Source organism: Actomonas spartinae, from assembly GCF_051209155.1.
Taxonomy (GTDB): domain Bacteria; phylum Verrucomicrobiota; class Verrucomicrobiia; order Opitutales; family Opitutaceae; genus Actomonas.
In genome coordinates this window covers 152,699-164,139 of record NZ_JBPJGB010000003.1, presented here as the reverse complement: position 1 = coordinate 164,139, position 11,441 = coordinate 152,699, and the positions used below count along the sequence as shown (strand labels likewise).

Annotated in this window: 10 protein-coding genes; 4 read left to right on the top strand and 6 right to left on the bottom strand. The window is 63.8% G+C overall.

Annotated features, from left to right (window positions below):
- Positions 1–35: 35 nt before the first annotated feature.
- Positions 36–452, top strand: coding sequence for a nucleoside-diphosphate kinase (ndk, locus tag AC0MRV_RS15680; RefSeq protein ID WP_472765441.1), 417 nt, complete (start codon positions 36–38; stop codon positions 450–452).
- Positions 453–530: 78 nt separating this feature from the next.
- Here ndk and AC0MRV_RS15675 read toward each other — a convergent pair whose 3' ends face one another.
- Together AC0MRV_RS15675 and AC0MRV_RS15670 are read right to left on the bottom strand one after the other, a co-directional pair.
- Positions 531–1,997, bottom strand: coding sequence for an alpha-L-fucosidase (locus AC0MRV_RS15675; RefSeq protein ID WP_472765440.1), 1,467 nt, complete (start codon positions 1,995–1,997; stop codon positions 531–533).
- Positions 1,998–2,057: 60 nt separating this feature from the next.
- Positions 2,058–3,047, bottom strand: a complete 990-nt coding sequence (locus tag AC0MRV_RS15670; RefSeq protein WP_472765439.1) for a helix-turn-helix transcriptional regulator — start codon at positions 3,045–3,047, stop codon at positions 2,058–2,060.
- A 68-nt stretch (positions 3,048–3,115) separates the two neighbouring features.
- Here AC0MRV_RS15670 and AC0MRV_RS15665 point away from each other — a divergent pair, with 68 nt between their 5' ends.
- Positions 3,116–3,775 carry a hypothetical protein gene (locus AC0MRV_RS15665; RefSeq protein WP_472765438.1) on the top strand — a complete coding sequence of 220 codons (660 nt, stop codon included), beginning with the start codon at positions 3,116–3,118 and terminating at the stop codon, positions 3,773–3,775.
- A 223-nt stretch (positions 3,776–3,998) separates the two neighbouring features.
- Here the strand turns inward: AC0MRV_RS15665 and AC0MRV_RS15660 are convergent, their stop codons facing one another.
- From AC0MRV_RS15660 to AC0MRV_RS15645, 4 genes are read right to left on the bottom strand one after another with little or no spacing between them, the layout of a single operon-like run.
- Entirely contained in the window at positions 3,999–5,108 is a 1,110-nt protein-coding gene (locus AC0MRV_RS15660; RefSeq protein WP_472765437.1) for a DegT/DnrJ/EryC1/StrS family aminotransferase, read from the bottom strand.
- Positions 5,105–6,118 (bottom strand): NAD-dependent epimerase/dehydratase family protein, encoded by a 1,014-nt coding sequence (locus tag AC0MRV_RS15655; protein WP_472765436.1) that lies wholly within the window; start codon positions 6,116–6,118, stop codon positions 5,105–5,107. The genes AC0MRV_RS15660 and AC0MRV_RS15655 overlap by 4 nt, the downstream gene beginning before the upstream one ends.
- Positions 6,119–6,157: 39 nt before the next feature.
- Positions 6,158–7,300 carry a CapA family protein gene (locus AC0MRV_RS15650; RefSeq protein ID WP_472765435.1) on the bottom strand — a complete coding sequence of 381 codons (1,143 nt, stop codon included), beginning with the start codon at positions 7,298–7,300 and terminating at the stop codon, positions 6,158–6,160.
- A 44-nt stretch (positions 7,301–7,344) separates the two neighbouring features.
- A complete protein-coding gene (locus tag AC0MRV_RS15645) occupies positions 7,345–8,697 on the bottom strand; it encodes a flippase (RefSeq protein WP_472765434.1) in 1,353 nt (450 codons plus the stop codon).
- A 102-nt stretch (positions 8,698–8,799) separates the two neighbouring features.
- Between AC0MRV_RS15645 and AC0MRV_RS15640 the strand changes: the two genes are divergently transcribed.
- Together AC0MRV_RS15640 and AC0MRV_RS15635 are read left to right on the top strand one after the other, a co-directional pair.
- Entirely contained in the window at positions 8,800–10,470 is a 1,671-nt protein-coding gene (locus AC0MRV_RS15640) for a methyltransferase, TIGR04325 family (RefSeq protein WP_472765433.1), read from the top strand.
- On the top strand, positions 10,467–11,429 hold the full coding sequence (locus AC0MRV_RS15635; protein ID WP_472765432.1) for a hypothetical protein: 963 nt from the start codon (positions 10,467–10,469) through the stop codon (positions 11,427–11,429). The genes AC0MRV_RS15640 and AC0MRV_RS15635 overlap by 4 nt, the downstream gene beginning before the upstream one ends.
- The last annotated feature ends 12 nt before the right edge of the window (positions 11,430–11,441 follow it).

The window sequence follows — 11,441 nt, the reverse complement described above, 5'->3', positions numbered from 1 at the left end:
CTTATGTGCGGCGGATTGGTTCAGTCGCAGCCTTCATGGACAAGACATTCATTATTCTTAAGCCCGACTGCATGGAAAAGGGGCTGGTTGGCCAAGTGCTCGCGCGCTTCGAAGCCGCTGGTTTCGCCATCGTGGGTGCGAAGATGATTCAGCTCAGTTCGGACAAGCTCCGTGAGCACTACGCCCACGTCGCCGACAAGCCGTTCTACCCGGAGATCGAGGGCTTCATGAGCTCGCGTCCGGTGATCGTCGCCGCACTCAAGGGCGAAGGCGTTGTCGCCAAGGTGCGCGAGTTGCTCGGCCCGACGGACTCCACCAAGGCCCCGCAGGGCACGATCCGCGGCGACTTTGGCACCAACATGATGGTCAATGTCGTGCACGCCTCCGACAGCGACGAGAACGCCAAACTTGAGCTGGCGCGGTTCTTCGAGGAATCCGAGCTCCACGGCTAAGGCTCGATCAACGCCGATCGATTCATCGACCCGCGCTCATGCAAGCGCGGGTTTTTTTATGTTCGGAAGAAAGCCGCGTCAGTCAGCCAAGGCGCCCGCGAGCTTGAATACGTAGGCCGCTCGACCGCCTTCGCGCGAGATGTCGAGGGCGGGCACGTCGATCACAATATCGGCGCCATCCTTTCGCCAAACCAGCCCGCCATCGTGGCCAAGCAGGGTAACTGTGGCGTCGACCGGCAGGTTGAGGTCGCGCACGCGCACGAATTTTGCCGGCAGGGCGGGGCAGATCGCGAAGAGGTCAGACCCCTTGCGGGTGAAGAGCAACTCTTTCACGGCGTGACCGGGGTCTGGGTCGACCGTGAGTTTGAGGATATCGTAGCCGGACTTGTATTGGCCGCGTTCCTGGTCGCGCACGAGGCCCTCGCTCCACTGGGCGGACCGCGTCCAGGTGCGCGTGCCGTAGATCGCTTCGCCATTGATCGCCAGCCAGTCGCCAATCTCCGTCAGTCGCTGTTGCATGATGACCGGGATGCGGCCGTCCGCCGTCGGCCCGATGTTGAGCAGGAAGTTGCCGCCGCGACTCACGATGTCGGCGAGCATGAGGACGAACTCGCGGCCGGTCGTGTAGTCATCGAGGCTCTCGGTGCGGCTGTAGCCGTAGGAGTGGCCCATGCCGCGATTCTCCTCCCACGGGTGCGTGGCGTCGGCCATGCCGGAGCCGTATTCCGTCGTGAAGTATCCGCCGTGAACGTGGCGGGTTTCTTTGCCCCAACGGTCATTCACCACGACGTCGGCGGACGACGGCGATTCGGTGAAAAGCCACGAAAGCAGCTCGGTGGACTGCCAGAAGTCCGACGGGTGGTCCCATTCGCCGTCCGAAAAAATCACCGACGGGGCGTAGCGGGTGACGACATCTTTGAACTGAGGCACCATGTGTTCGCTCACAAAGCGTTCCGGCGCCTCGAGGTAGAGGGGGTTGAACCATTCGTAGAGGGAGAAATAGATGCCGAATTTCAGGCCGGCGTCGCGTGTTGCGGTGGCGAGGTCGCCCAGGAGGTCGCGGTGCGGACCGATCTCGACGGCGTTCCACGGCTGCTGCCAAGTGCGCGAGGCATCGGCGCTCGGCCAGAGCGCGAAACCATCGTGGTGCTTCGAAGTGAGCACGACGTAGCGCACTCCGGATTTTTTGAATAGCTCGGCCCAGGCCTGGGGATCAAAAAACTGGGCAGTGAACTGCGGCGCAAAGTCCTGATAAGGCGCGTCGACGCCGTAAGTTTGATCATGGAAGGTTTTGACAATGTTGTGGTCACCGCGGCGCTCGTTGCGGAGAGCGTTCCAATACCATTCGGCGTATTCGCCGGGGGCGGAGAATGCCGGCACCGCATAGGGGCCCCAGTGGATGAACAGGCCGAACTTCGCGTCGCTCCACCACGCGGGATTGGGGCGGGCATCGAGTTCTAGCCACGGGTCATCTTGGGCCGCAGCGATCGAGGAGAGGAAGACCAGGGCAAGGCCGGTGGAGGCGAGAACGGAACGGGGCAACATGGGGCAAACGGGATTGTATTCCGATAGGCCTTCGGGCCGGGCACCGCAAGGCTGAGGGATTCAAGCCCGGTATCGGCTGGCCATGGCCGCGGTGGTGGCGACGAGTTGATCGCGGAGTTCGGGGGGCGCGAGCACCTCAGCTTGGTCACCCCAGCCGAGCACCCAACGTTCGATTTCGCCCAGCGAGCTAAGGCGAAGGTGAAGTTCGACCGAACCGTCGCGGCGGCGTTTGAGTTTCTGCGATTCGTGCCAGTCGCGCTCCTCGATGCGGTGCGCGACCTCGGCCGAGAAATGGATGACGATGGCGTAGTCCCCCTTTCCCTCCACCACGCCAAGCGCGGAGGCAAAGAACGCGGTGGGATCGAAGTCGTCCGGAAGGTCGAAGGTTTTGCGCGTGAGCTGCACGTCGCTCATCCGGGGCAGGGCGAAGGTGCGGATCGCATCGCGCGCGCAGTCGTGGGCGACGAGATACCACAGGTTGTCGCGGTGGGTGAGATGGTAAGGCCGGACGCGGCGGGACTCGGAGCCGTGGCCGCCAGGCTTCTGGTAGGCGAAGGTCACCTCGCGTTGTTGGTCGCGGGCTTTTTGCAGAGCGTCGAAGGCGGCGGGGTTGGTGCGACCCTCGCCGAAATGACGGAAGGAGACCGCGGCATGGTCGTCGGCCGTGACATCGATGGTTCCCTTGAGGTTGGAGGTGAGTTTGTCGAAGGTCGCGCGCAGGCGGTCAAAGAGCGGGGTGCCGCGCAGTGGTTCGAGGGCGCGTTCCGCGACGAAGAGAGCCACGGCGTCGCCCTCGCTCATTTGCACGGTGGGGAAGGCTTCGACCGTTTCGGTGTAAGCGTAGGAGTGGGCGGCGCGGTCGTATTCGATGGGGAGCCCGAGGCGGTCGCGCATGTGGTCGATGTCGCGTTGGATGGTTTTGCGGGAGACCTCCATTTCCCTCGCGAGGCGCGTGCAGTTGAGCGCCGCGCCGTCCTTCAGGCGTTCGTGGATGCGCAGCATGCGTTCGACGGAGAAGCGGGAGCGAAAACCGGAGTCGGGAGACGTCATGCCTTTTTTTGAAAGATTTTTTAGCATGGGACAACCCATGTCTCACCCCTGGGGGTAGGATGCGCGCCATGAACTTCACCACTCGCCGCCGTTCCTCCTCGTCCCGCACCTCCACTTCTTCCCGTCGCCGTCAGCCGAACGCCGCGGTTCACGCCTCGCCGGAGCTCACGTGGTTTTACCACGGCGTGCGTTACCGGGTCACCCTGTGGCCCGAGGTGGCTTTTGAGAAGGAGGTCGCGCCGGGTCTCTGGCGCCCCTACACGCCGGATGCCCGCAGTGACTCGTTCTGCACGGGAGCGGTTACGCTCACCAAACGTCAGTGGAGCGCCTACCTTGAGTTCTGCCCGAGCGAGTGGGCGCAGATCATCGAACGCTTCTCGTTTCATCGCCTGCACGCGCTCACGGCGCTGGCCTACACTCCGGCTTTGACGGAAGACTTTCTCGAACATCCGGTTGTGGCGTTGCTGGTCGCCGCGCACTCCGATCTGCGCGATGCCTTGCCGGAGTGGGCCGAGCTCAACGTGGTCCGCGAGCGCGGCACGCTTTATGCGGTGCTCGAGTGGCTCGGTTTCCCTTCTACCCGCGCCTGCCTTTCGCATCTCGACAGCCTGGATCCCGATCTGCCGGTGCGCGACCTGAGCCGTGTGCGGGACATCCTGTGGCAGCACCACGAAGCCGGCAGCCGCCCGCTCGCCCCCGCCAGCCACGGCCACGCCCTGGCGGCGTGAGGCGATTTTCAGGGGAGGACACGGGAACCGATTTGGCGGAAGTTGTTCGGTGCTGGTATGGCATCCGAAAACGAAATTCGTCTTCAAAACGATCGCGAGAAGAAGGAAGAACAGAAACGCCGTATGGCGGAGTTTCGGGAGAAACTGGAAAAAGGAACGGAGGCGCAGGACACCTCTGCCCGCCCAGACCTGAGTCGCGGGAGTCGTTGACCGCGCGCCGGGCTCAAACCGCGGCAGTCCAAGACAAGATCGCTGCGGCCACCCGATCGACGGTTTCGTCGGTGAGGCCGGGATAGATGGGGAGGCAGAGTAGCTCCTGGGCGGCCGTTTCGGTGACGGGGAGTGAGACGCTGACTTGGGCGTGTCCGGGTTGCCGATGAATTGGCACCGGGTAAAGGACGGCGGTGCCAATGCCGGACTGCTGCAAGTGTTCGCGCAGCGTATCGCGCTGCACAGTCCGGATCACGACTTGGTGGTAAACCGCCCGAGCGTCCGGCGTTTCGGATGGGAGGGCGAAGGGTGATCCCGCCAAGCGCTCGTGGTAGCGATGAGCGATTTCGCGACGACGTTGATTGAAGTCCGGCAGACGAGGCAGAAGCGTTCGCAGGATCGCGGCCTGCAACTCGTCGAGTCGACTGTTCCGCCCGGGGGTCTGCGACACATAGCGCTCAGCCCAACCGTATTGCCGGAGCGAACGAAGTCGGTCCGCTACATCGCGATGCCGGGTGAGCACGGCACCGCCGTCACCGAGACAGCCAAGATTTTTGGTCGGGTAAAAACTGAAGGCGGCGGCGTCACCCCAAGTGCCGACTTGGCGCCCTTGCCACGCGGCGCCGACCGCCTGCGCGCAGTCTTCGACGACCTTGGCGCCATGTTCTTGGGCGAGCGCGCAGACGGTCGCCATGTCGACCGGATGGCCGTAAAGGTGCACGGGCACGATGGCTTTGGCCGGTTTGGTCCGCAGACGCTGAGCGAGCGCGTCGGTCGACATGCCGAAGGTGAGTGGGTCAATCTCGACGAAGCTGGGTTTTGCGCCAATTGCCGTGATCGCGGAAATGGTCGCAGTGACCGTATTGGCCACGGTGATGACTTCATCGCCAGGTTCGACGCCCACCGCGCGCAGGGCCAGTTCCACGGCATCGGTGCCGTTGGCGACCGAGACGCAGTGCGACGCACCGCAGGCGGTGGCAAATTCCTCTTCGAAGGAATCCACCTCGGGACCCAGCACGAAGCGACCGCCGCGCAGGACGCGCTCCATGGCCGCCTGAATTTCGGAAAGGAACGGGGCGATGGTGGCGCCGGGATTGGCCACCGGAATGAAATCGCCGCTCATAGGTAGTGGTGGAGCTCCTTTTGATAGTAGGCGACGGTGCGCCGCAGGGCGGTGCCGAGGTTGATGCGCGGTTTCCAGCCGAGCGTTTCGCGCAGGGCGGTGTCGTCGGCGAAGTAGTCGCCAATGTCGATGGCCAGCCGGTCCGATGGATAACGGCGCACTCGAAAGCGGGAAGCGGAAACCAAGCTGGTCAATTGCTCGGCCAAGTCGCGCAGGCAAACCGGTGCGGTGCCGCCCACATTGAAGACGCGGCCGACGGCGGCCGCGTTGGCGCCGGCGAGGAGGAAGGCGGACACCGCATCGTCGACGTAGGTGAAGTCGCGCTGCTGCGCGCCACCCCAGACCTCGATCGGCTTTCCTTGCAGAGCCATCTTGATCCAAACACCAAGGAAGGTTTGGCGTGCATCCTTGATGCGCATGCGCGGTCCGATCGTGTTGGTGAGCCGCAGGATCGTCGTCGGCACACCGTGGACCTGATGATAAAGGAGATGATAGTGTTCGCCGGCGAGTTTGTTGATGCCGTTGACATCAACGGGCTGCAGCGGGTGGGCCTCGTCGACCGGCAGGTATTGAGGTTTTCCATACAACTGGCGGGTGGAGGCGAAAACGATGCGCAGAGTCGGGTTGTGCGCGCGGCAGGCTTCGAGCAGCGATAGTTGGGCTCGGGCGTTGATCTCGAGATCGGTTTCGGGGTCGGTCATCGAGTCCATATGGCTGGTCTGACCGGCGAGGTTGAAGAGCACGTCCTGACCGCGGAGAAAGACCGGCAGGGAGTGGCGGTCGCGCACGTCGGAGATGTTGACGGTGACTTGGTCGGCGATGCCGTGCAGATTGTGCAGGTTACCGCCGTATTCCGGGATGAGCGAATCGACGATGGTCACCTTGGCGCCTTGTTTGACGAGGGCGCGGGCGAGGTTGGATCCGATGAAACCCAGGCCGCCGGTGATGAGCACGCGGCGGCCGGCGTAGGGTGCGGGAGATGGGGCGGGGCGGGCGCGTTTCGGAGCCATGGTGAGGTTGAGGAAATGTGTCCGGATAAGGTCGTCAGGTCAGGTGTTTCGGCTCAGCGAGCGATAGAGTTCGCGCGACTTTGCGGAACGTCGATCCGGGATTTGACCACATCTTAGGCCGAGGACGGTGGTGACGGCTTCGGTATGAGTGGAGTTGGCAAAAACGTGGAAGAGCCACGCCAAGTGATGTTCTGGGAATTCCGGATTGAACAGCGGACGCAGGGATTCGCGAAGATGGTGTTTGATTCTGGCCGGGGCGGTGCCGCCACCGAGCAGGCCGGGCGCATAGAAGTCGGCCCAAAGTTTTGACGCATATTCCTGCCAAAGGCCATTCAGCAGGGGGGCGTCCTGCAACGGGGCGTTGTAGAAGGAAAAGTCGGTGTGCGGCTCGACGGGCGCGATGCATACCGAGACTCCGGCGTGGATGTTCCCGCAGCGCACGTGCGTCGCACTTGGCGCGGAGGTCGGATGTTGGGTGTCGAATAGAAAGCCCCAGCCGGACGTGCCATCCGGTTCATCTTTCCATCGAGCTGGATTCACCAGCGTGTGACCGGGACCGTAAAGAATCCAACCATCCTGCCAGCGCTCGAATCCTTGGCGGTGGTGCGGGTGATGTGCGTGCACCAGATTAGCGCCGGCTTCGATCAAACCGCGCAGGCGTCTTTGCCATTGAGGCGACGGCCAAGCCGTGTCCTCGGCGCCGCCATGCACGGTGGCGATCACGCAATCGTGATCGGTTCGAATATTGCGAATACGATCGGCCAAGTCATCCAACGCAGCGACGCCACCACAATTTTCATGGCAGGTGCCAAACTGGGTCTCCGACCCGGCGACCACGGCGAGGCGGTGGCCGTCGGGAGTGGTCACCGAAAAGGGAGCAGTCGCCGCTCGCCCGTCAGTTCCGGCTCCGACGGCATGAAGTTTCATCTCTGCAAGACGGGTCAGCGTGCGTTCAATTCCCGCAACCCCGTAGTCGGCCAGATGATTGTTCGCCAGCGTGAGCACAACGTGAGGTGCGAGATCAGACACGCCTTCCAACGCCGCCGCACAGCCGCATAGGTGTGGCCCTGCTTTCACGGCGGGCGCGAGATCCGCGCAGTCCAACGGGGTTTCCAAATTGGCCAGAACCAAGTCCGGGCCGTCGGGCAGTTGGACGTCAAAGTGAGCATGGCGGATATCCACCGGGGCCAGATCACCGAGCAATAAAACGCGAGTCATGGGGCAGGTCAGGCGCGAGTGCGGAGGAGAAGGGAGCCGATGAGCAGCCGCAGGGTTGGACGAGTGGGGGCGAACAGAGCCGGAGCGATCCAGGCGACGGTGAACTGAGCGGCGACCGCGGCGATCGCGGCCCCCTGCGCGCCCATGGCGGGGATGAGGGTCACATTGAGGGAAAGGTTCACGGCCAAGCCAAGCAGAACAAAGAGCAGTCCGTAGTGCTGCCGATCCTCGAGAAGCAACCAGAGTGCCCGGGCGGAACCTTGCGCGGCGAAGACGGCACCCCACACATGCAGGGCCATCACCGGGGCGGCGGCGGCGAAGTCCTCCCCGTAGAGCAGTTGCACGATGGGCCGGGCGAGAACAGTGAGCGCGGTTGCCGTCAAAATGGCGAACCAGGTGACGCCGGTGGTCAGTTGTTGCAGGCGCCGTTGGTAGGCGGCGATGTCATCCCGGTGCAAGGCGGTGAGCGCGGCAGTGGTCGAGGTGATGAGGAGCAAGGGCACCAAGGTGGCGAGATCGCTCAGCCGGGTGGCCGCGGCGTAGATGCCAGCGACGGAGCTGTCGCCCATGGCCTGCAATATGAGCACATCAACACGGGTGTAGAGCAGGATCGCGAGGTTGGTCAGCAAGAGTGGCCAGCCCCCGCGCCAGAACTCACGCGCCACTTTCGCGTTCCATTGCCACCGCTGCCACGTGCCGCCTTCGCGGCGAAAAAACCAGGCGAGCAGGATGCTCGAAACGATGACTTCGAGCAGGATGGGAATCCCAAACCACGCGACCGACAGGCCGGCGAAGATCAGCATCGCGCGGCTGACGGTGCTCAACGCGACGCCGGCTGTCTGCGCCCAGACCGCGTGCTTCGAGGCCGTGCGAGCGTTGAACCAGCTTACAAAAACCAGGGAGCAAGGTTGCAGCAGCAACACCGCCAAGGTCGTGGCCAGGGGCCAGCGCGCCGGGTCGTCACCACTGGCGGCCAGCGCCGCCCAGAGGCAGAACGGCAGGATCAACACCGTGGCGCCAAACCGCAGCGCGACCGTCGTGGCCATCAAGGTGTTGGCCGAGTTGCCGGTCCTCACCAGATCGCGGCGCAGGAGACTCTCGACCCCGCATTCGGTCGCGGCCGCGCCAATCGTGAAAATCGACATGAGGGTGGCGAACAAGCCGTTGTCGGTCGGCCCGAGATGCCGGATCATCGCGATCGAGACGGCGAAGTTGATCAGAAAACGGATCGCCCGATCGGCCGCCAACCACAGAAAATTCTGCGTGACCTGCCGGGCGGTGGGCACCGCGATCGGCAGGTCGTCTTCGTCGGGGGCAGGATAATTCGGGGGCGGCGAGGTGATGCGACCTAGCGCAGCCATGCACCCCCGGGGCGCAAGCGCAATTAGCCGCCGGGTGGGGGCGATGGGTTTGCCGTTGCAGCGGGTTCAGCGGCTGGGTGAACTGCCGGCGATTTGGTCCCTTTGGCATCTGAAATCCCGGTCGTCCTTTTCGCCTACGCCCGTCCCGAGCGCTTGCGGCGAACCTTGGCGGCCTTGCGGGTGAATCGGGTTCCGCGCCTGATCGCGTTCTGCGACGGGGCCAAAGGATCAGCGGACCAGTCTCGGGTCGATGAAGTGCGGGCGATGGTGCGTGCGATCGATTGGACGGAAGTGGAGCTCACGGCGCGGGAGCAAAACCTCGGCCTCGGCCAAAGTGTGCTCACAGGCGTGTCGGCGGTCGCGGCGCGCTTCGAAGCGTTCATGGTGATCGAAGACGATCTCGTGTGTCTGCCCGGCACCTACGAATGGATGGCTCGCGCGCTGCGACACTATGCGGCCGAGAGTCGCGTGATGAGCGTCACGGCCTGGACGCACCGACGGGTTGCTCCCGCCACGAATGGCGCCTGTTATTTCGACGGCCGGGCGGAGTGTTGGCTGTGGGGAGCTTACGCCCGTTCGTGGCGGGGAATGTCCGCCGAGAGCGCGCTCGAAAAGCGAGCGCAGGTGAATGCTCGGGAACGGCAGGCGGATCGTTGGGGAGCGGACCTGCCGCTCATGGCTGCGGCGGAGCAATCACGCAATCTGTGGGCGGTGCGATGGCTGTATCACCACCTGCAGCACGATGGGCTTTGCCTGCGGCCGCCGCGAAGTCTGGTGGTTCACGAAGGTGTTGAAATGGATGCAACCAACGCGGCAGGTGACAGCGTTTGGACCGACGAGGCCTTGGGACCCTGCCCGGCGCCGGAGATCGCTTGGCCGGCGGTCGCGGTTCATCCCGATTGCGCGGCGAAGTGGCGGGCGATATACCCACCGACATGGCAACGGCGGGCCAAACGCGTGCGGACCTGGTTGAAGCAGGCTGTGCCGGAACGGTTGCGGCGAGCCAAGCGCGTGTTGACGGGATGGCATTGGTTTGAGGGGCCGCAACCGGATTGGACGACCGCGGCGCGAATCTCCGGAGGCTACGAAGCGCCGGTCATTCTGGAGAAAGTATGCGCGGCGGCGCGGGCGGTGAAGGCAGGGGAGGCGGCCTATGAACGTGATGGCTGTCTGTTCGCGCACCGCGACCGCGAGGAGGAGGTTTGGGCGACATTAGAATCCGTCGCGGCGCAAAACGCGGGCCGGCTCCGGGTGGTGGATTTCGGTGGCGGACTGGGCTCTTTGTTTTGGCAACACCGCCCGGAGCTGGATGGGCTGGAAGTGGTCGATTGGCGGGTCGTCGAACAGGAAAACTTTGTCGAGGTGGGACAGCGCGAGTTTGCGGAGGGGGGACTGAGTTTTCACGCGCAATTGGAGACAGCTTTGGCGGAGCCCAGGCCGGATGTTTTGCTGGCGGCAACCGTGCTCAACTATTTGCCGGATCCGCACGCGATGTTGGCGCGGTTGCTCGCGGCGAGGATTCCGGTGGTGATCCTGCACAATCTGGCGCTGCAGGACGACCTACCCGACACGGTGATGGTGCAGCACGTGCCGCCGGAAATCTATTCCGCTTCCTATCCCTGCTGGTTTCTCAATCGTGAATCGTTCATGAGGACCATTGGCGAGACTTACGAAATCGAGCGATCCTATGCCTCGACGGCGGTTTGGGATCTGGGCTGGCGTGATTTCCCGAGCACGGGGTTGGTGCTGCGATTGAAAGGAGCGGCGGAGTGAAGCGCGCGGTCTACGACGAGGTGTTCGACCATGCGGTGCTGCGGGACGCGCCGCCGGTGCTGGTGGATGTAGGCGCCAGTGGCGAGCTGCATCCGGCGTGGCGGCGCATTGCGCGCTACGCCATTGGCGTCGGCTTCGAGCCCGATGCCCGCGAGCGACCGGCACACGCGACGTCCTTCCGAGAGTGGATCACGATTCCCAACATTGTGGTGGCCGAGGATGATCGCTCTCGAGCCGAGCTCGTGCTCACGCGCTTTCCTTTTTGTTCGAGCACCCTGGTGCCTGATCACAGCAGTTTAGCCGCGTGGGCGTTTGCGCCACTGTTTGAGGAGACCGGACGCCAGAGCCTTCCCGCCGGCACGTTGAAGAATGGATTGGAGGCGCACGGCCTCACGCAGTTGGATTGGCTCAAATGCGACACGCAGGGAACCGATCTGCGGATATGGCTGAGCCTGCCTCCGGCGTGGCGCGCGCGGGTGTTGGCAGCCGAGTTCGAGCCCGGGCTGATTGATGCCTATCAAGGTGAGGATAAACTGCACGCCCTGCTTGCCGCGATGGAGCACGAGCACCTGTGGCTGGCCCGTTTCGAGGTCCAATCAACCCTTCGTGCCAAGGCGGCGGATCTGGCTCGATGGCTGGGGCCACGGCAGGCTGAATTCGCGCGCAAATACGGGCCCGCCGCCCCCGCGTGGGCCAATGTCGTTTACCTGCGGCGAGACGACGAAACGGCGAACGCAGCGGTCGGCTTGCGGGAGCGATTGCTGCGTTGGGTATGGGCGATGGAGTTGGATCAACCGGCGCAGGCTGCGGCGGAGGCCGAGGCCGGTTTGGCGGAGCATCGGGAACAGCTATGTGTGAAGCTGCGCGATGTCGCGCTCGGCGAACTGCGGGGCCGATTGCGCGCTCGCCTCCCGGGCGTGATCTGGAATCGGGTGAAACGGGTGTTGCGAGTTACCTGAGAGCGCTAAGCC

Excerpts from the sequence above, each read along its gene's own strand:
- ndk (WP_472765441.1), top strand. The coding sequence starts at position 36 with ATGGACAAGACATTCATTATTCTTAAGCCCGACTGCATGGAAAAGGGG.
- AC0MRV_RS15675 (WP_472765440.1), bottom strand. The coding sequence starts at position 1,997 with ATGTTGCCCCGTTCCGTTCTCGCCTCCACCGGCCTTGCCCTGGTCTTC.
- AC0MRV_RS15670 (WP_472765439.1), bottom strand. The coding sequence starts at position 3,047 with ATGACGTCTCCCGACTCCGGTTTTCGCTCCCGCTTCTCCGTCGAACGC.
- AC0MRV_RS15665 (WP_472765438.1), top strand. The coding sequence starts at position 3,116 with ATGAACTTCACCACTCGCCGCCGTTCCTCCTCGTCCCGCACCTCCACT.
- AC0MRV_RS15660 (WP_472765437.1), bottom strand. The coding sequence starts at position 5,108 with ATGAGCGGCGATTTCATTCCGGTGGCCAATCCCGGCGCCACCATCGCC.
- AC0MRV_RS15655 (WP_472765436.1), bottom strand. The coding sequence starts at position 6,118 with ATGGCTCCGAAACGCGCCCGCCCCGCCCCATCTCCCGCACCCTACGCC.
- AC0MRV_RS15645 (WP_472765434.1), bottom strand. The coding sequence starts at position 8,697 with ATGGCTGCGCTAGGTCGCATCACCTCGCCGCCCCCGAATTATCCTGCC.